The sequence below is a fragment of the Modicisalibacter sp. 'Wilcox' genome (assembly GCF_010993675.1).
GTDB classification, from domain to species: Bacteria; Pseudomonadota; Gammaproteobacteria; order Pseudomonadales; family Halomonadaceae; genus Modicisalibacter; species Modicisalibacter tunisiensis.
Map to the genome: position 1 here is coordinate 83,657 of NZ_WNXF01000015.1, position 20,023 is coordinate 103,679.

A 20,023-nucleotide genomic window follows, 5' to 3' on the forward strand; every position below is an offset into this window, starting at 1 on the left:
GCCGGGGAGAGGAATCATGAAGGACGAAGCCATCCTGGCGGGCGACGAGAGCGTCGAGCAGGCCCTGCCCGACGACGTGCTGCTCATCGTGCCGATGCGTGGCGTGGTGCTGTTTCCGCAGCTGGTGCTGCCGGTATCGGTGGGGCGGCCGCGCTCGGTTGCCGCCGTGCAGGAGGCCATGAAGAGCGGGCGCTCGCTGGGGTTGCTATTGCAGCGCGACCCGAGTGTCGAGGAACCCGGTCCGCCGGATCTCTACCGTGTGGGCACCATGGCCACGGTGTTGCGCTACGCTGCCGACGAGGGTGCGCACCGGCTGATCTGTCAGGGGCAGTCGCGCTTTCGCGTGCTCGACTTCATCGGCGGCTATCCCTTCCTGCTGGCGCGAATCGAGCACCTTGCCGTGCGCGAGGTCCACGGCCCCGAGATCGAGGCCCGGATGTTGACCCTGCGCGACCGGGCCCTGGAAGCCCTGGACCTGCTGCCCCAGTTGCCCGAGGAACTCACCCGGGCGGTGCGCGCCATCGACGAGCCGGGACTGCTGGCGGACACCATCGCCGGCTACCTGGACCTGACCCCCGCGGAAAAGCAGGAAGTGCTCGAGCTGACCGACCTGCGCGCCCGACTGGAGCGCGTGCAGCGCCTGCTCGACTACCGCATCGAGGTGCTCAAGCTGTCGCAGACGCTCCACCAGCGCACCCAGGCGACCATGGACGAGCGCCAGCGCGAGGCGCTGCTGCGCGAGCAGCTGCGGACCATCCAGCGCGAACTCGGCGAGGGCAGCGAGCGGGATGCCGAGATTCGCGAGCTCGAGTCGCGTCTGGCGGCCTGCCCGATGCCCGAGGAGGCCGGGACCCAGGCCAGAAGGGAGCTGGCGCACCTGGCGCGAATGCCCGAGGGGGCGGCGGAATATACCATGGCGCGCACCTATCTCGACTGGCTGCTGGAGCTGCCCTGGACGCGCACCAGCGAGACGCCGATCGATCTGGCTCGGGCCCGCGAAATTCTGGACGCCGACCACTACGGGCTCGAGCGCATCAAGACGCGCATCCTCGAACACCTGGCCGTGCACCGCCTCAATCCCGAGGGCAAGAGCCCCATCCTGTGCTTCGTCGGCCCGCCCGGGGTGGGCAAGACCTCGCTGGGCCAGAGCATCGCCCGGGCGATGGATCGTGCCTTCGTGCGCGTCAGCCTCGGTGGGGTGCACGACGAGGCGGAGATCCGCGGTCATCGGCGGACCTATATCGGCGCCATGCCCGGCAACATCATCCAGGCCCTGCGCAAGGCCGGCACCCGCGACCCGGTGTTCATGCTCGACGAGATGGACAAGCTCGATGCCGGCTTTCAGGGCGACCCTGCCAGCGCCCTGCTCGAGGTACTCGACCCCGAGCAGAACGCCACCTTCCGTGACAACTACCTGGGCGTGCCCTTCGACCTCGCCCGGGTGATGTTCATCGCCACCGCCAACGTGCTCGACGCGATCCCCGGGCCGCTGCGTGACCGCATGGAGGTGATCGAGCTGCCCGGCTACACCGAGACCGAGAAGGTCGAGATCGCCCGGCGCTATCTGGTGGCGCGGCAGCGTCGGGCGACGGGGCTCGGCGAGGCACAGCTGACCCTGACCGATGCCGCGCTGCACCGGCTGGTCGGCGACTACACCCGCGAGGCCGGGGTACGCAACCTGGAGCGGTTGATCGGCGCGGTGGCCCGCCACGTGGCGGTGCATGTCGCCGAGGGTGACGACACGCCGGCGACGGTGGACGCCGACGACCTGCCGGGGATTCTCGGCGCGCCGCGCTTCGAGAACGAGGTGGCGATGCGAACCAGCGTGCCCGGCGTGGCCACCGGACTGGCCTGGACCCCGGTGGGCGGCGACATCCTGTTCATCGAGGCCAGCCGCGCCGAGGGCGGCGGGCGGCTGATCCTCACCGGCCAGCTCGGCGAGGTGATGAAGGAAAGCGCCCAGACGGCGCTGAGCCTGATCAAGGCGCAGGCCGGCGCACTGGGGCTCGACCCCGCACGACTGGCCGGTGACGACATTCACATTCACGTGCCCGCCGGGGCGATCCCCAAGGACGGGCCCAGTGCCGGGGTGGCGATCTATACCGCGCTGGTGTCGCTGCTGACCGGACGCTGCGTGGCGCCGGATCTGGCGATGACCGGCGAGATCACCCTGCGCGGGCTGGTGCTGCCGGTGGGCGGCATCAAGGAGAAGGTGCTGGCCGCCCAGCGGGCCGGCATCCATACCGTGCTGCTGCCGGCCCGCAACCGGCACGACTGGGAGGAGATTCCCGCGTCGGCCCGCGAGCGGCTGACCTTTCACTGGATCGAGCGGGTCGACGAGGCGATCGACCTGGCGCTGCAGGACGGCGTTCCGCCGCCCGCGGCGGTCGCCGGCTGAGCCGCCCGCGTCGATCCCCCTACCCAAACCGACACCCCGTTGCGAGGCCCGACCCATGACCCCTGTTTCGCGTCTGCTGTGCTGTCTGTTGCTGCTCGTTGCCCCGGCGGCGCCGGCGCTGGCCTTCCACGGTGCCCTGCCGGCCGGTTATGCGGGCCTCGACGCCCTGTTCTGGACCTACGATCCGGCGGGGGGCGACAGCGACTCCAGCCTGGGATTGCGTCTGCGCGGCGGCTGGCTGGCCAACGACTATCTGGGTGTCGAGGCCCAGCTGGGTGGCGGGGGGCGCGAGCACGACCGGCAATCGCGCAGCGAGCTGGACTGGCTGGCCGGCGCCTACGTCAAGCTGATGCTGCCGGTCAACGACGCCATCCACCTTTACGCCCTGGGCGGCGTGGCCCACGTCTCCGGCACCTTCGCCGGCGAGAACAGCGAAACCGGGCTCTCCGGTGGCCTGGGGGCGGAGATGGGCATCGTGCCCAATCTCGCCATCGGCGCCGACTACATGCGCTACGCCGATGACAACGACACCACCTTCGATGCCGTCAGCTTCGGCCTGACCTACCACTTCTAGGGCGGAGCCGAACGCGTGACGCACCCCGAAACCGTGTCACCCCCCGCGCCGCACTCGGCCGAACCCGATGCCGTGGCGCGGCGGGCGCATGTCGAGAGTGCCGAGAGCGTGCTGCAGCGGCTCGACAGTCACCCGGCCGGGCTGAGCCCTGAAGAGGCGGCACACCGGCTGGCGACCCACGGCGCCAATGTGCTGCCGGAGGCCGCGCGCACGCCGACCTGGCGGCGCCTGCTCGCCCAGTTCAACAATGCGCTGATCTACCTGCTGCTGGCCGCGGCCGTGGCGGCCGGCGGGCTCGGTTACGTCATCGATGCCACCGTCATCCTGGCCGTGGTGGTGATCAACGCGCTGGTCGGCTTCATCCAGGAAGGGCGGGCGGAGACGGCGCTGCGTGCCATCCGCGACCTGGCCCCGCCGCAGGCCCGGGTGGTGCGTCAGGGGCAGCGCGGCACGGTGCCGGTGGCCGAGCTGGTGCCCGGCGATGTGGTGCTGCTTGAGCCGGGCGACCGGGTGCCCGCGGACCTGCGGCTGGTCGCCGCCCAGGGGCTGCTGGTCGACGAAGCGATTCTCACCGGCGAGTCGGCCGTCGCCGAGAAGCAGACGGGGGCGGTGATGGCGGACGCGGCGCTGGGCGATCGTCACTGCATGGCCTACGCCGCGACCTGGGTGGTGGCGGGGCACGGCAGCGGCGTGGTCGTGGCCACCGGCATGGACTCCGAGGTGGGGCGCATCAGCGCCCTGCTGCGCGATGTCCGAGTCGCCACCACGCCGCTGCTCGACCAGCTCAACCGCTTCGCCCGGCGCTTTTTGTGGGTGGCGCTGCCCAGTGCGGCACTGGTGTTCCTGTTCGCCGTGTTCTGGCGCGGCTACGCCTGGCCGCAGGCGCTGATCGCGGTGGTCGCCATCCTGGTGGGCGCGGTGCCCGAAGGGCTGCCAGCGGTGATCTCGATCACCCTGGCCATCGGCGTGCGGCGCATGGCGCGGCGTCACGCGGCGATTCGCCGCCTCCCGGCGGTGGAGACGCTCGGCGCGGTATCGGTGATCGCCTCCGACAAGACCGGTACCCTGACGCGCAACGAGATGACGGTGTGCCGGCTGGAGAGCGCCGTGGCCTGGGCCAGGGTGACGGGGCGCGGCTACCGTCCCGAGGGCGCGCTGCAACCGGCCCGGGACGCTGATGCCGAGGCGGATTGGTCGGCGCTGATCCGCGCCGGGGTGCTGTGCAACGATGCCGATCTGGTGGCCCGGGACGGCGACTGGCAGGTGGTCGGCGATCCCATGGAAGGTGCGCTGCTGATTCTCGCCCACAAGGCCGGGCAGGACCCCGAGACCCTGCGCGCCGCCTGGTCGCGGCTCGACGAGATCCCCTTCGGGGCCGAACATCGCTTCATGGCGACCGTCAACCAGGCGCCCGACGGCCGACACTGGCTGTTCATCAAGGGCGCGCCGGATGCCCTGCTGACACTCTGCCGGCGAGAGGCCCGCGCGGATGGCGCTGCTGCGCTCGATCAGGACGCCTGGACGGCCCGGATCGAGGCGATCGCCGGGGCGGGTGAGCGGGTGCTGGGCTTCGCCGCCAAGCCGCTGGAGCGGCGGAGTTCGCCATTCCGTGATCTGGGTGACGGGCTAGTCTTCCTCGGCGTGGCCGGTTTCATCGACCCGCCCCGCGACGAGGCGGTGGCGGCGGTGGCCGAGTGTCGCCGGGCCGGCATCGACGTCAAGATGATCACCGGCGATCACGTGGCCACCGCCCTGGCCATCGCCCGGGATCTGGGGCTGGCCGAGCAGCCCCGGGCGCTGACCGGCCAGGAGATCGAGTCGCTCTCGGCGGAGGCGCTCGCCGAGCAAGTGGGGGCGGTCCAGGTCTTCGCCCGCACCACGCCGGCCCACAAGCTGCGCATCGTCCAGGCGCTGCAGGCCGGCGACGCCGTGGTGGCGATGACCGGTGACGGGGTCAACGACGCCCCGGCGCTGAAGCAGGCCGACATCGGCATTGGCATGGGCCACAAGGGCACCGACGCCGCCAAGGAAGCCGCCCAGATGGTGCTGCTCGATGACAACTTCGCTTCGATCGTCGCCGCGGTGCGCGAGGGGCGCGTGGTGCACGACAACATCCGCAAGGTGGTGGCCTGGACGCTGCCCACCAACGGCGGCGAGGTGATGACCGTGATCGCCGCGCTGCTGTTCGGCCTCACCCTGCCGATGTCGGCGGTGCAGATCCTCTGGATCAACCTGGTCACGGCGGTGACGCTGGCCTTCGAGCCGGCCGAGCCCGGCGTCATGGCGCGCCCCCCGCGCCCCCGGGGACAGGGGTTGCTGACCCGGCTGCTGGTGTGGCGGGTGGTGTTCGTGTCACTGCTGTTCATGGGCGTGGCGCTGGGCATGTTCTTCTTCGCCCTGGCGCGTCATGCCGACCTGGCGCTGGCGCGTACGCTGGTGGTCAACACCCTGATCGCCCTGGAGGTGGTCTATCTCTTCTCGGTGCGCATCAGCCATACCACCGCCCTGACCTGGCACGGCGTGATGGGCACCCGGGCGGTGCTGGTGGGGCTGACGGTGGTCACCCTGGCCCAGCTGGCCTTCACCTACCTGCCGGTCATGCAGCGGCTGTTCGAGACCCGGCCGCTGGGCACGCATGACCTGGCTTGGCTGGCGGGTGTCGCGGTGGCGGCGCTGGGGGTGCTGGAACTGGAGAAGTGGCTGGTACGGCGCGGCACCGCCCGCAATGACGGCTGACCCCGCCACCGGGCCGCCGCTTTCGGGGATGAATCCCCTCCCACAAGACTACCGGTCAGGCTGACCGGCATGGCCACGGTGGTGGTGGGCGGATTGTGGTGGGAGCGACTTCAGTCGCGATGAAGGCGCCACCGGGCCGCCGCGTTACAAGCTAGACTTCGTGAGTGGCGATGCTATTCGGGAGGGTCCGATCATGACGACGCCGCTTTCCTGTGTCCGCCGGCTGGCGCGCCGGCTCGACGACCGCGACAGCGACTACGATGCCCTGCTGGAGGCGGTGGGCGACCGACCGTTCGTGCTGCTCGGCGAGGCCTCCCACGGCACGGCCGAGTTCTACGCCCTGCGTGATGCCATTACCCGCCGCCTGATCGAGGAGTGCGGGTTCGAGGCGGTACTGGTCGAGGCCGACTGGCCCGATGCGTGGCGTCTCGACCGCTTCGTCCGCGGCGCGAGCGACGACACCCTGGCCAGCGCCTTCGATGATTTCCAGCGCTTTCCCCAGTGGATGTGGCGCAACGACGTCATGCTCGAGTTCATCGCCTGGCTGCGCAGCCGCAACGCCGCCCGGCCCGAGACCGAGCGGGTCGGCTTCCACGGGCTGGACCTGTACAGCCTGCATCGCTCGGCGGAAGCGGTGATCGCCTACCTTAACCGGGTCGACCCCGAGCAGGCCGAGCTCGCCCGTCGCGGCTACGCCTGTCTCGACCATCATGGCGACCCCTTCCATTACGGGCGCCAGGCGGCCTTCGGGCTGAGCGCCTCCTGCGAGGCCGATGCCGTGGTGCTGCTGACCGAGCTGGTGCGCCGGAGCGAGGAATACCTGCGTGCCGACGGCCGCCGGGCGGCGGACGCCCAGTTCCACGCCGAGCAGAATGCGCGGGTGGTGGTCAACGCCGAGGCCTACTACCGGGGCATGTTCGGCCGCCGGGTGGACACCTGGAACCTGCGCGACAGCCACATGGCCGAGACCCTGGCCGAGCTGCACTACCACCTGCGCCGCCAGGGCGGTCAGGGGCGAATCGTGGTCTGGGCGCACAACTCGCACGTCGGCGATGCGCGGGGCACCGAGATGGGCTGGGCGCGCTCGCAGCACAACGTGGGCCAGCTGGTGCGCCAGCGCTTCGGCGCCCGGCGCGTGCTGTCGGTGGGCTTCACCACCCACACCGGCTATGTCGCGGCGGCGCGGGACTGGGAGGCCCCCGTGGAGCATCGCTGGGTGCGGCCGTCGCGCCCGGACAGCTACGAGCGGCTGTTCCACGACAGCGGCCTGGACCGTTTCTACCTGCCGCTCACCGGCGACCGGGCCGAGCCGCTGCGCCCACGGCTGCTGGAGCGGGCGATCGGCGTCATCTACCGGCCCGAGACGGAACGCGGCAGCCACTATTTCCGGGCCTCGCTGCCGGCCCAGTTCGATGCGCTGTTCCACCTCGACGAGACCACCGCCGTCGACCCGCTCGACCGCAGCGGCCCCTGGCACCGGGAGGGCATGCCCGAGACCTACCCCTTCGGCGTGTGACGGTACGCCCTGTCAGGGACGCCCTGTCAGGGCGTGAGCCACCACCCGACCCCGGCCGCGACCAGGGCGCCGTAGAGCGCTATCACCAGGGCCGCGCCACGCCGACCGAGGGCCGCGGGCGGGCGTGCCGCCGCCTGCCGGCGGCAGTCCTGCATGACCGTATCGGGAATCAGTCGCAGGCACAGCCAGAGTCCCAGCGGCAGCAGCAGCAGATCGTCCAGATAGCCCAGCACCGGGATGAAATCGGGGATCAGGTCGACGGGCGACAGCGCGTAGGCGACCACCCCCAGGGCCAGCCAGCGGGCCGCCGCCGGGGTCCGCGGGTCACGCGTCGCCAGGTAGAGGGCGGCGACCTCGCGCTTGAGGGCGCCGGCCCAGCTCTTCAGCCGTTGCCACATGGCGGGGCCAGTCAGCCGTTGCCACATGGCGGGGCCAGGCTCGCGGGGGCGGCCAGCAGCAGCGGGTTGTCGGCGGGCGGGCTCAGGAAGTGCGTGGGCGCGTCCGGCGCCTGGATGGCCTGCTTGAGTTCGGCTTGCGCGTCGCTGACGCTGGCGACGTCGCGCTCCACGGCCAGCAGACCGAGCAGGTCGCGGCGCTGCTGGATCCGCAGCGAGGCGACCCACAGTGGCTGCGGCGAGGCCCGGCAGGTGCCGGCCAGGGTGAAGTCCGTGGACCACACATGCAGGACCTGGCGGCGGTTCGGTTCGCCGGCGATGGGGTGCGTGGCGCGCAGGGCGGAGGGCTGGCCGTCGTTGAGGCGCGGCAGCGTCGGCAGACCCGCGGCGGCATGGCCGGGGCTCAGCCAGTGCAGGGCGCTGGTCGGCGTCCAGGGTACATCGACCCGCCAGCCGGCCTCGCTCAGTCGGCGGCGCAGGCTCGCCAGGTTCCCCGCCCATTGCAGGACCATGGGTTCCTCGCCCTCGCCGCCCAGGTCGATGCGGTGTGTCGGCAATTGCCGATAGGCCGCCTGTGACCAGTCCTGCCAGGCCAGCTGCTGGACCGTGGGGTGAGGCACGTAACGCTCGCGATCGGCGGCCAGCTGCCCATGCAGGTGATACGGCCAGACCACGGCCAGGGTCAGCAGGACCACCAGCGACAGCCCGCGGGCCTCGCGCAGCCGTGCGTGACGGCGCTGGTGGCTGATCGCCAGCAGGATCACCCAGGCGGTGCCGATGGCGATGCCGGCGCTGACGTCGGCCAGCCAGTGGGCACCCAGATACAGGCGCGAGACGGCGATCAGGGTCACCGTCAGGGCCGCGGCGCCGACCACCCAGCCGCGCCGCCGGGCGGGCAGGGCGCGGGCGACGAGGTAGGCCAGGAAGCCGTATATCACGGTATTGATGGTGGCGTGGCCGCTGGGGAACGAGAAGGCCTCCCAGCCGCTGTAGAGTCCGGCGGTGGGGCGCGGCCAGTGGACCAGCGCCTTGATCAGCGGGGTGAACAGCGCCGCGCCGCCCACCGCGGCCAGCCAGTAGAGCGCGCTGGACCAGGCACGGCGCGCCAGCAGCCAGGCGGCGACCGTGATGGTGAGGGTGGTGGTCACGAACCCGTCGCCCAGCTCGGTGATCGCCAGCATCAGGGTGTCGCCCCAGTCGGTGCGCAGGGCCTGCAGGGCATGGAAGACCGCCTGGTTGGCCTGCACCAGCGGATCGCCGGTGAGCAGGTCCTCGAGGAGGCCCAGGAACACCCACAGGCAGCCGAGCAGCGCCGCGATGGCGAGGGTCAGCATCAGCCCCTCGCCGCGCACGGTGGCCAGCAGGCGGGCCACGCCGCGCTGCGCCGTCGTCGCCCGTGGCGTACTCCAGCGCTCCAGGCGCGCCACGCCGGCCAGCAGCGCCCGAAGCCCGTGGGTCAGCACCACGCGGCGGGTCAGCCAGACGACGAGCCAGACCAGCAGCGCCACCAGCACCAGCAGCAGCACCAGGCGCCCGGCGACCTGGGCGACCACGTGCAGTGACTCGCCGAGCAAGACCCCGGCCAGCACATGGGTGGAGGCCCAGACGATCGCCGAGGCGATGTTGACGACGTAGAAGCGCCCCGGCGGCATGCCGCTCATGCCCGCCGCCAGCGGCACGAAGGCGCGCGGCCCCTGCACGAAGCGCGCCAGGAACACGCCCTTGCCGCCGTGGCGCCGGAAGAACGCCTCGGCCCGGTCCACCCACTGCGGGTACCGGCTCAGTGGCCAGACACCGGTGATGCGTGACTCGTAGCGGTAACCGAGCCAGAAGGAGACGCCGTCGCCGGCGATCGCGCCTGCCAGCGCGGCGAGGATCAACGGCACGGTGCCCAGCGCCCCGGTGCTGACCAGGGCGCTGATGCCGACGATCAGCATCGAGCCCGGCACCAGGGTGCCGGCGACCGGCAGCGCCTCCGCCATGGCGGACAGGCCCACGATGGCATAGGCGATGGCGCTGTGCTGCGCCGACAGCTGCGTGATGTCGGTGACGAGGGATTCCAGCATCGAATGGCGGCTCCGGCCGGGGAATTTGGGGGCAGTTTACAGCAGGCGCACCAGACGACGGTTCAGCCAGCCCTCGCGAGTATAGAGACCCCTGACCACCAGTGCCGCCAGGCAGCCCGTCACCAGGCCGCCGAGGACGTCGCTGGGGTAGTGGGTGCCGACGTAGACGCGCGAGAGCATCACCAGCAGGGCGGCCAGCGCGAAGGCGCCACCCGAGCGGAAGCGACGCTGCAGGAGGAAGGTCGCGGCGATGGCGGTGACGGCGGTGGCGTGATCGGAGGGAAACGACGGGTCCGCGCTCGGCGCGATGAGCAGGTGCGACAGGCCCTCGGTGTAGGGGCGGGCGCGCTGCACGAACAGCAGGACCAGCTGGTTGAGCGCCAGCCCGCCGAGAAACGCCAGGCCCGCCGAGGCCGCCAGATGACGCGCGCGGTCACGTTGCGAGCGCGCCCACCACAGCGGCACCACGGCCAGCACCATCAGCGGCACGCCGAAGCGGGTGATGGCGATCATCAGGGTATCGAGGGCGGGAAACTGGCCGGCCAGGCCGTTGATGGCATGCAGCAGGGTGATATCGGGTGACACGGGCGACTCCGGTGACGGCGATGACTGTGCCGCTACGCTGACCGCAATGCCTTAAGGTCGGCTTAAGAACGCATTTCCAAACCCCGTTGATGATGGGCGTCGGTGGCAAGGCGAAGCGAGGGTCCTTTGCCATGGATGGCAAAGGTAGCGCCCAGGGATGGGTTTACAGCGCCCTCGCAAAGCCTTGCCACCGAGGAAGCCCATCCTGTCCACCGGCTATGAAAGAAACTCTAAGTGCCCCGTTCGTGAATCGTCGATACGGGGATCAGCCGAGGGCGAGCCCGGCCAGCCAGGAGTACGGATCGTGCATGACGGCCGCTCCCGCGATGTATAGGAAGACCGCCAGCGCGGCCAGCGCCGCCGCGGCGCGCCCGGCCGGCGTGCGCCCGCGCCGGATGGCCAGGCTGCCCAGCCCGATGTAGCCCGCCAGGGCGATCAGCTTGGCCGCCAGCCAGGGCGTCTCGCTCGGCCAGGCCCGCAGCGTGACCATCAGCGTGATGCCCGAGGCCAGCAGCAGCGTGTCGATGACATGCGGCACCACCCTGACCCAGCGCCGCCGGCGCGCCGGGGACTGGGTCACCGACCAGGCGGCGCGCAGCAGGAACAGCGCCACGCTGAGCATGGCCGCGGCGATGTGCAGGTGCTTGAGAAGCTGATAATCCATGCCCGGAGCTCGCTTGCCGACCCGAGCCCATGGTACGCCAACGGCGAGGGGCCGGCCTGCGACCCGAGCGCGCAGCGCCCGCATCGCATCATCTATCCGCTATACGCGCTGTCACGCCCCCGACGCTACCGGGCCGAAGGAACGGCCCGCCTGCCGTGACGGCGCGGCGGCCTCGCGTGGCGGGCGGGTAAAGGTCCCGTCCCGGGATTCCGGTACGCGCGGCGTCGTGGCGTCCAGCGTGGTCACGACCTCGGCCGGGGCGGGCGACAGCAGCACCCGGTCGGCCCGGCCGCGGGGGGCGAACTTGCGGGACATCGCGGTGTTGAGCACGGCGGTCACGGGGACGTCGAGCGCGACCGCCATGTGCATGGGGCCGGTGTCCGGGGTGATCAGGCGCGGCAGCTGCGTCAGCGTGGCGGCGAAGTCGCGCAGCCCCATGGCGGGGGCCACGCGGCCATGCCGGCCGCGGCGGGCCTCCAGGGCCGGGCGCATCGCGGCTTCCTCGGGGCCGATCAGCACGATGAAGCGCCGGCCACGCGCGTTGAGTTCGTCGCACAGTGCCAGCCAGAAGTCCAGCGGCAGGCGCTTGTTCAGGTGCCCGCCCACGAACACGCCGACGTCGAACGGCTGTTCGGCCAGCTGCCGGAGCCCGGTTCGTGCCCGGCCCCGTTCGGCCTCCGAGACCGTCATCCAGGGGCGCGCATCGCACGCCAGCCCCAGGGTGCGCGCGATGACCGCGGCCACGTCGTAGACGTGATCGTGCCCGGGCGGCATGCGGTAGACCTGATCGTAGAGCCCGGCCAGGCGCGAATCGGCGCCCAGGGTGCGCCGGGCGCCGGCCGCCTTCAGGCAGAGCCGGCCGGTCAGCGAGGTGTCCGCCACCTGGATGGCCAGGTCGTAGCGGCGCCGACGCAGCGTGCGCCACAGGGCGAGCAGTTTCCACGGGCGAGCGAGCATGTCCCGGCCGAGGGCGTGACAGTGGGTCAGCGGCATGCCCGCGAACAGGGATACGGTGGTGTCGGTGGCCAGGTAGTCGATCTCGAGGTCGGGCCGCCCCTCGGCCAGCGCGTGGATCAGCCGGGCGCTGATCAGGGCATTGCCGATGCGGAAGTTGGGGCGCACCAGCAGCACCCGACGGACGCCCTCCAGGGCCTCCGGCGTCGCGGGCGTGGCGGTGGACGAGGCGGCGAGCCGGCGGTATAGCCAGGCCTTGGCGCGCTTTTCCAGGCGCTTGCCCAGCTGGCGCATGGCGGTGTGACGGCGTAGGCGGGTCAGCAGGAACATGGTGAGCCACTCGCAAAACGGGATGTAGGCACTATCGAGAGAGTACCTTAACGGTTGCTTAATGATTTCGTTTTGCTGCACGGCGAAACGATGGCTTACAGACGCGAGGCGGCCAGGATTTCGGCGGGCAAGGGCCCGCCATGGTGACAATTCTGGTCTGGCGCGGCAAGTACGGGGCGTCACTCCTCGGGCGGGGTGAAGGCATCGCGGTGGTAGGCCGCGGCGGCGGCGACCTCGGCGATGCCGCTGATGCCCGGCACCGGCGGCTCGCCGCCGGCGAGCACCTCGAGCACGGCATGCACGCCGCGCGGCAGCGAGACCAGGTTGTAGCCGCCTTCCAGCACGAAGGCCAGGCGCCCCTCGCAGTGGCGCCGGGCCAGCGCCTGCAGCCGGGCGGTCATGGCGCCGAAGCCCTCGTAGGTGACGTTCAGGGCCAGGTCGTTCCAGTGCGGATCGAAGCCCGCCGAGACCAGGATCAGGTCGGGCCGGAACCACTCGGCGGCGGGCGCGAGGATCTCGTCGAAGGCCTTGAGGAAAGCGGCGTCCCCGGCGCCGGCGGGCAGCGGCACGTTGACCGTGGTGCCCTCGCCGCGCCCCGCGCCGACCTCCTCGACTCGGCCGGAGCCGGGGAAGTAGGGCGGGGCGCGATGAAGATCGAAGAACAGCACGCTGGGATCGGCCCAGAAGATCTCCTGGGTGCCGTTGCCGTGATGGGCGTCCCAGTCGACGATCATCACCCGTTCGCAGCCCAGTTCCGCCCGGGCGTGGGCGGCGGCCACCGCCACGTTGTTGAACAGGCAGAAGCCGCGGGCGCGCACCGGCTCGGCGTGGTGGCCGGGCGGGCGAACCAGGGCGAAGGCGCTCGACGCGCGCCCCGCGACCACGGCCTCCACCGCGGCGATGGCGGTGCCGGCGGCCACCTCGGCGGCCTCGGCGCTGCCCGGCGAGACCGCGGTGGTGTCGACATCCAGCCAGGCGCTCTTGCCGCGCAGCTCGAGGATGTTGGCGACGTAGGAGGAGGTATGCACCCGGCAGAGCTGCTCGCGGGTGGCGCTCTGCCCGGTCTCGAACACCACCCCGGCGATCGGCTCGCTGTCCAGCAGGTGCTTGATGGCGGTCAGCCGCCCCGGGTGCTCCGGGTACTGCCAGGTGACGGCGAGGCCCGAGAGGATCTGGCGCAGGTGGCGATCTAAGCGCGAGGAGAGCAGCGGCACGTTGCCGTCGGGCTGGTGGGCGAGAACCCGCTCATCGTAGAACACGATGACGGGCGTGTCTGGCGCGGTCACGATGTCCTCCCGGGTCGCCGAACGAGGGGCTTTCAAGGGCCGTCACTGACAACCATAGCCCACCTCGGGGCGCCCGGGAGGACGGGGCTCACGACAGGGCCGCTTCCTCGTAGTCGAGCTCGCGGATCAGCGTCTGCAGCATCGGCTCGTCGATGTGGCGGCGCTTGCGCAGCCGGTAGAGCTCCTGGCGCTGCACGGCGATCGCCTGGCGGCGCAGCTCGGTCTCCAGGGCATGGCGCTGGCGCGCCTGGTCGGCGCGCTCGTCGCGCTCGAGGGCCATCGCCTGAAGCTCCTGACGGTAGGACTCGATGAGGTGCGCGGCGATCGAGTGATGCAGCTCGGCCTCATCGCCGATGGGGGGCGCTGCGCGGTTTTCCAGCCACTCGAGGGCGGAGCGGGTGGCCGCCTGGCGGGCACGGATCAGCTCGCGCTCGTGCTGGGCCAGGTCGTCGAGCGACAGGAAGCGCATGAAGTAGGGCACGCCCAGGGCGCCGATCAGCAGCGAGAGGATGATCACTGCCGCAGCGAGGAAGATCATCAGGTCGCGGCCGGGGAAGGGGGCGCCATCGATCAGCAGCGGTACCGAGAGCACGCCGGCCAGGGTAATGGCGCCGCGCACGCCGGCCACCGAGCTGAGCGCCGTGACCAGCAGACGCGGCGGGTTCTCGGCGGCCTTGCCGCGCAGCCGGAGGATGCGCTCCTCGGCCCAGTGGTAGGCGTAGACGAAGGCGAAGCGGATCACCAGCAGCACCCCCATCAGCGCCAGGGCGTAGCCGCTCAGCGTGGCGATGCCCAGGTCATGCGGCCCGCCGGAATCCCAGACGCGCTCGACGATGCCCGGGAACTGCAGGCCCAGCAGCAGGAACACCGCGCCGTTGAAGCAGAAGTCGAGCATCTCCCAGAGGCTGCGATTGAGGATGCGGGTGCTGGTCTTGACCGGCAGCATGTCGACGCGGCTCTGCACCATGCCGGCGGCCACCGCCGAGAGGATCCCCGACATGCCGGCGTGCTCGGCGAGGAAGAAGGCCGCGAACGGCAGCAGCAGGATGGTGACCACGTAGGTCGCCGGGTCGTAGAGGTGGCGCGCGGTCATCCACTGCTTGAACTTGCCCACCAGCCAGCTGAGGCCGCCGCCGATCAGCAGCCCGCCCAGCGCCACCACCAGGAACTCCCCGGACACCGAGAGCAGCGAGAAGCTGCCGGTGAGCGCGGCGGCGATGGCGAACTTGAACGACACCAGGCCGGTGGCGTCGTTCATCATTGCCTCGCCCTCGAGCTGGTGGGCCATGTGGCGCGGCAGGCGGCCCTGGGCGATGGCGATCACCGCCAGGGCGTCGGTGGGCGAGAGGATCGCCGCCAGGGCGAAGCTGGCGGCCATGGGAATCGTCGGCAGCAGCCAGTGGATGACGTAGCCGACCACGGCCACCGTGAGCAGCACCAACAGCAACGACATGGCGGCGATCTGGCCGCCGTACTCGGTGAATTCCTTCTTGGGGATCTTCCAGCCGTCGTAGAACAGCAGCGGCGGGATGAACAGCATCATGAAGATCTCGGGGTCGAGCTCCACCGACATGCCGATCGGCGGCAGGGCCAGCACGCTGCCCATCAGGATCTGCAGGATCGGCAGCGGCAACGGCACGAGGTTGGCGAGCGGGCGGCTGGCCGCGACGGCCAGGGTGAGCAGGAAGATGAGGTTGAGAATGTCCATGGCGGGGCGGGAATCCAGGCGAGCAGAAAGCGTGTGACGCGCACTCTAGGGCAGATACGGTTGCCGGAACTTGACCCGGGCAGGGGAAAGGGCGAGCCGGGGCCACGGCGATTGGCGCTGGCTTGATCTGGGTCAAGGCGGGGCCAGGCTCGGGTGGTGGAAAGGCGGCGGCCGATGCCAGGCGACCACGCTGCTGCGCTTCGTGATGCCATTTCCTTGATATAAACTTTGGGGCTTCGCTCAGCAAAAAATGACGAGACCGTCACAGAAAAGGCGGCCAGGAAACGGCAGGGGGCCGCATCATGGAGATCATCGACAACGTCAGCCGGCTGCTCGGCGATGACCTGAAGGACACTCTGCGGCCCGGCGCACGGCTCAAGATTGCGGCTTCCTGCTTCTCGATTTACGCCTATGAGGCGCTCAAGGATGAGCTGGAAGCATTGGACTCGGTCGAGTTCATCTTCACCTCACCCACCTTCGTGCCTGACCAGGCCAGCGACAAGTTCCGCAAGGAACACCGCGAGTTTCACATCCCCAAGGTGGAGCGCGAGCGCAGCGTCCACGGCAGCGAGTTCGAGATCCAGCTCAAGAACCAGCTGACCCAGCGGGCCATCGCTCGCGAGTGCGCCGACTGGATGCGCCGCAAGGCCCGGTTCCGCTCCAACCGCGGCCAGGCCGCCATGCAGCCCTTTGCCGGCGTAGCGGCCACAGGCGGTGATACGGTCTATATGCCGCTGCAGGGCTTCACGGCGGTGGATCTGGGCTACCAGCAGGGCAATGCGGTCTCCAACTTCGTCACCCGCTTCAGCGAGCCGGCCCACACCTCGCAGTTCATGGCCCTCTTCGACCAGCTGTGGCAGGACGAAGAGAAGCTGGAGGATGTCACCGAACGGCTGCGCGAGCATATCGCCTCGGTCTACCGGGAGAACCCGCCGGAGCGGATCTACTTCCTGATGCTCTATCACATCTTCCACGAGTTCCTGGAAGACATCAGCGAGGATGTGCTGCCCAACGACCGCACCGGCTACCAGGACAGTGTCATCTGGCAGAAGCTGTTCAACTTCCAGCGCGATGCGGCCACCGGCGTCATCAACAAGCTGGAGACCTACAACGGCTGCATCCTGGCCGACAGCGTCGGGCTCGGGAAGACCTTCACCGCCCTGGCAGTCATCAAGTACTACGAGCTGCGCAACCGCTCCGTGCTGGTGCTGTGCCCGAAGAAGCTCGCCGATAACTGGCTGACCTACAACCGCAACCTGACCACCAATGTGCTGGCCCAGGACCGCCTGAACTACGACGTGCTCTGCCATACCGACCTGCAGCGCACCCGTGGGGAATCCTTCGGCATGCCGCTGGATCGCGTCAACTGGGGCAACTACGACCTGGTGGTGATCGACGAGTCGCACAATTTCCGCAACAACGACGTCTACAAGGACCGCGAGACGCGCTACCAGAAGCTGATGAACCAGGTGATCCGGGCGGGCGTGAAGACCAAGGTGCTGATGCTCTCGGCCACGCCGGTCAACAACCGCTTCACCGACCTGAAGAACCAGCTGGCGCTGGCCTACGAGGGCGAGGCCGAGAACCTGACACGCCATCTCAGCGGCGCCCAGGACATCGAGGGCATCTTCCGGCGCGCCCAGGCCACCTTCAACGAGTGGTCGGCGCTTCCGCCCGAGAAGCGCACCACGGGGGCCATCCTGCAGGCGCTGGACTTCGACTTCTTCGAGCTGCTGGACAGCGTCACCATCGCCCGTTCACGTCGGCATATCGAAACCTTCTACGATACCCGCGATATCGGCAGCTTCCCGGAGCGCCGCAAGCCGCTGTCGTTTCACTGTCCGCTCACTCACCGAACCGATGTGATCGGCTTCAACGAGATCTTCCAGCAGCTCTCCCAGCTCAAGCTCTCCGTCTACGCCCCGATCAGCTACATCCTGCCCAGTCGCCTCAAGAAGTACGAGGCGATGTACGACACCGAGGTGTACAGCGGGAGGTCCAGCTTCAAGCAGGTGGACCGGGAGAGGAGCCTGCAGGCCTTGATGACCACCAACCTGCTCAAGCGTCTGGAGAGCTCGGTGGCGGCGTTTCGCCTGACCCTGGAGGGGCTGCAGGATAGCTACCAGACCATCCTGGACAAGATCGCGGCCTTCAAGCGGACCGGGCGCGCCGAGAGCTTCGCGGACATCGCCGCGTCCTTCGAGGATTCCGGACCCGACGACGACAGCATCCCCATGCCGGGCGATGCCACGGTGGGCAAGAAGGTCCAGATCAGCCTGGCGGACATGGACCTGCCGTCCTGGGAGCATGACCTGGGCAATGACCTGGTGTGGATCGAGCTGCTGCTGGAGGAAATGGACAAGGTCACCCCGGCCGACGATGCCAAGCTGCAGCACCTGAAGACCCAGATCGCCGGCAAGCTGGCCTCGCCGATCAACCCCGGTAACCGCAAGGTGCTGATCTTCACCGCCTTCGCGGATACCGCCAAGTACCTCTACGACAACCTGGCACCAAACCTGCTGGAGAACCAGGGCGTATACACCGGCCTGGTAACCGGCAGCGACACCCCGAAATCCACCCTCGGCGCCATGCCCAATAGTCGCCAGCACTACGACTTCCAGGGCCTGTTGACGCTGTTCGCCCCACAGGCCAAGAGCAAGGCCATGGTGTACCCCGGTGAACCCCGTGAGCTGGATATCCTGATCGGGACCGACTGCATCTCGGAAGGCCAGAACCTGCAGGACTGCGACACCCTGATCAACTACGACATCCACTGGAACCCGGTGCGCATCATCCAGCGTTTCGGGCGTATCGACCGCATCGGCTCGCCCAACGCCAGCATCCAGCTGGTCAACTACTGGCCGGACATCAGCCTGGACGAGTACATCAATCTCAAGGAGCGCGTCGAGAACCGCATGGTGATCGCCGACGTCACCGCCACCGGGGACGACAACGTGCTCAATGCCCAATCCAACGACGTCGCCTACCGTCGCGAGCAGCTGCGCCGCCTGCAGGATGAAGTGGTGGAGATGGAAGACCTCAAGTCCGGCGTGTCGATCACCGACCTGGGCCTGAATGAATTCCGCATGGACCTGCTGGGCTACCTGAAGGAGAACGGCGACCTGAGCCGTATTCCCAACGGCCTGCATACCGTGGTGCCGGCGCGTCCCGAGAAGGGTCTGCAGCCCGGGGTCATCTTCACGTTGCGCAATCTCAATCAGCAGGTCGGTCGCCAGGGTAGCGGCCTGCAGCAGCAGAACCGCCTGCACCCCTTCTACCTGGTCTACATCAGCCACACCGGCGAGGTGATCAGCGACTACACCGAGGTCAAGCGCCTGCTGGACCTGGCCCGTACCGTCTGCAAGGGGCTGAGCGATCCCGTCGAAGCCGTCTATCGTGCCTTCAACGAGGAAACCCGCGACGGCCGAGAGATGCACGCCTATTCGGCGCTACTGGATCAAGCCATCCGCTCGATGATCGAGGTGAAGGAGGACAAGGACATCGACAGCCTGTTCAGTGGCGGCGAGACCACGGCGCTGGTGGATACCATCGAGGGGCTCGACGACTTCGAGCTGATCACCTTCATCGTCATTCGTGACGCGGGCTCGAGCATAGACACAGGCTCGGGCACGGAGCGCCATACGGCCGGCAGGGAAAGCAAGAGTAAAGCACCATGACGGCACCGCTCTACCAGTACCCCGCCAAGACGCTGCTCGGCCGTGTGGTGGCCAAGCAGCGCATCCTGGCGCATGTGCGAGCCACCGCCAAGCTCAGGGAGCGCCTGCGGGACGAGGTCGCGCAGATCACCTGGCATGCCAAGCTGGCTCATAGCACGATCAACCTGCCAGGTACCCAAGAGGTGCCTGAGCTGCAGGTCTTCGTAATCACCCTCAAGGGCGAGGACCTGCACCGAGACGTGCTGCGGGCCATCGACCGCGCCATTCCCTTCCCGATCCTGTTTGAGCTACACGGCACCTACGGCATCCGTGTCACCGCCACCTACAAGCGGCCCAGCCAGGCCGACCCCGGCAAATGGGTGCTGGATGACCACTACGCCAGCAGCGACTGGCTGCCCGCCGAGACGCCCCGGCAGCCGCTGCCCACGGCCATCGACCTGAAACAGCTCTACCAGCAGCTGCTGCGCAGCCTACTTCCCGCGCCGGCCCGCCAGGGCGAAGCCCTGCCGGATCAGCTGGACCGCTTGAAGGCTGTGGAGTCCCTCAAGAAGGATGCCGACAAGCTCGAAAAGCGCCTGCGCAACACGAAACAGTTCAACCGCAAGGTCGAGATCAACGCCGAACTGCGCTCGATCCGCGAGAAACTTGCCGACTACGACACCTGAATATGACCCATGGGGCAGACCCAGGGCCCGGAGACACGCGACACCATGGACAAGCTGAAGATGCACTCCCCCAACCTGACCGAGGCCAACATCGCGAAGCTGGCCGAGCTGTTTCCCAGCTGCGTCACCGAAGCACGGGATGAGCAAGGGCGAGTGAAGCAAGCCATCGACTTTGACCAGCTTCGGCAGGAGCTCTCCGATCATATCGTCGAAGGGCCACAGGAGCGCTACCATCTCAACTGGCCCGGTAAGCGGGAAGCTTTACTGGCGGCTAATGCGCCGATTGCTAAGACACTGCGCCCGCGTCGGGAAGAGAGGGCGGTCTCAAGTTCCAAGTGCAACGCTATTGAAGGGTGCTCGGACCGGCGACGGATTTCTTGAGCACTTCGGCATAAACTTCCAGCGGCGTTCGCCAGTCCAGTGTCTTGCGCGGCCGGGTGTTCAGTGAGTCAGCGATCTCGTCGAGTTC

Annotated in this window: 14 protein-coding genes and 1 pseudogene; 7 read left to right on the forward strand and 8 right to left on the reverse strand. The window is 69.1% G+C overall.

The window, feature by feature from the left end; translation table 11 throughout:
* Positions 1-16 precede the first annotated feature (16 nt).
* From lon to G7A98_RS13745, 4 genes are all read left to right on the forward strand, one after another.
* Positions 17-2,398: an endopeptidase La gene (lon, locus tag G7A98_RS13730; protein WP_163650247.1), complete on the forward strand. Its 2,382-nt coding sequence runs from the start codon at positions 17-19 to the stop codon at positions 2,396-2,398.
* Between the two features lie 55 nt (positions 2,399-2,453).
* Positions 2,454-2,972: a porin family protein gene (locus tag G7A98_RS13735; RefSeq protein ID WP_163650248.1), complete on the forward strand. Its 519-nt coding sequence runs from the start codon at positions 2,454-2,456 to the stop codon at positions 2,970-2,972.
* Between the two features lie 15 nt (positions 2,973-2,987).
* Positions 2,988-5,708, forward strand: coding sequence for an HAD-IC family P-type ATPase (locus G7A98_RS13740; protein ID WP_240464756.1), 2,721 nt, complete (start codon positions 2,988-2,990; stop codon positions 5,706-5,708).
* 193 nt (positions 5,709-5,901) lie between these two features.
* A complete protein-coding gene (locus tag G7A98_RS13745; RefSeq protein WP_163650249.1) occupies positions 5,902-7,224 on the forward strand; it encodes an erythromycin esterase family protein in 1,323 nt (440 codons plus the stop codon).
* Between the two features lie 26 nt (positions 7,225-7,250).
* Here the strand turns inward: G7A98_RS13745 and G7A98_RS13750 are convergent, their stop codons facing one another.
* From G7A98_RS13750 to G7A98_RS13780, 7 genes are all read right to left on the reverse strand, one after another.
* Entirely contained in the window at positions 7,251-7,622 is a 372-nt protein-coding gene (locus G7A98_RS13750; RefSeq protein WP_163650250.1) for a DUF1232 domain-containing protein, read from the reverse strand.
* Between the two features lie 11 nt (positions 7,623-7,633).
* A complete protein-coding gene (locus tag G7A98_RS13755) occupies positions 7,634-9,685 on the reverse strand; it encodes a bifunctional DedA family/phosphatase PAP2 family protein (protein ID WP_163650251.1) in 2,052 nt (683 codons plus the stop codon).
* A gap of 36 nt (positions 9,686-9,721) precedes the next feature.
* Positions 9,722-10,270: a phosphatase PAP2 family protein gene (locus tag G7A98_RS13760; protein ID WP_205596275.1), complete on the reverse strand. Its 549-nt coding sequence runs from the start codon at positions 10,268-10,270 to the stop codon at positions 9,722-9,724.
* Positions 10,271-10,535: 265 nt separating this feature from the next.
* Positions 10,536-10,934: a SirB2 family protein gene (locus tag G7A98_RS13765; protein ID WP_163650252.1), complete on the reverse strand. Its 399-nt coding sequence runs from the start codon at positions 10,932-10,934 to the stop codon at positions 10,536-10,538.
* A 111-nt stretch (positions 10,935-11,045) separates the two neighbouring features.
* On the reverse strand, positions 11,046-12,218 hold the full coding sequence (locus G7A98_RS13770) for a glycosyltransferase family 9 protein (protein WP_163650253.1): 1,173 nt from the start codon (positions 12,216-12,218) through the stop codon (positions 11,046-11,048).
* A gap of 179 nt (positions 12,219-12,397) precedes the next feature.
* The gene (locus tag G7A98_RS13775) at positions 12,398-13,504 is read right to left on the reverse strand and encodes a histone deacetylase (RefSeq protein ID WP_163650254.1); all 1,107 of its coding nucleotides are present in this window, start codon (positions 13,502-13,504) and stop codon (positions 12,398-12,400) included.
* Between the two features lie 88 nt (positions 13,505-13,592).
* Positions 13,593-15,212 (reverse strand): Na+/H+ antiporter, encoded by a 1,620-nt coding sequence (locus G7A98_RS13780; RefSeq protein WP_163650255.1) that lies wholly within the window; start codon positions 15,210-15,212, stop codon positions 13,593-13,595.
* Between the two features lie 302 nt (positions 15,213-15,514).
* Between G7A98_RS13780 and G7A98_RS13785 the strand changes: the two genes are divergently transcribed.
* From G7A98_RS13785 to G7A98_RS13795, 3 genes are read left to right on the forward strand one after another with little or no spacing between them, the layout of a single operon-like run.
* Entirely contained in the window at positions 15,515-18,889 is a 3,375-nt protein-coding gene (locus tag G7A98_RS13785; RefSeq protein WP_163650256.1) for a helicase-related protein, read from the forward strand.
* The gene (locus G7A98_RS13790; RefSeq protein ID WP_163650257.1) at positions 18,886-19,554 is read left to right on the forward strand and encodes a DUF4391 domain-containing protein; all 669 of its coding nucleotides are present in this window, start codon (positions 18,886-18,888) and stop codon (positions 19,552-19,554) included. Before G7A98_RS13785 ends, G7A98_RS13790 begins: the two co-directional genes overlap by 4 nt.
* A gap of 45 nt (positions 19,555-19,599) precedes the next feature.
* The gene (locus tag G7A98_RS13795; RefSeq protein ID WP_205596276.1) at positions 19,600-19,935 is read left to right on the forward strand and encodes a hypothetical protein; all 336 of its coding nucleotides are present in this window, start codon (positions 19,600-19,602) and stop codon (positions 19,933-19,935) included.
* On the opposite strand, the pseudogene G7A98_RS13800 reads toward G7A98_RS13795, so the two are convergent.
* Positions 19,898-20,023 (reverse strand): annotated as a pseudogene (locus tag G7A98_RS13800) (IS30 family transposase); the annotation flags it as partial. The gene G7A98_RS13795 and the pseudogene G7A98_RS13800 sit on opposite strands and share 38 nt — an antisense overlap.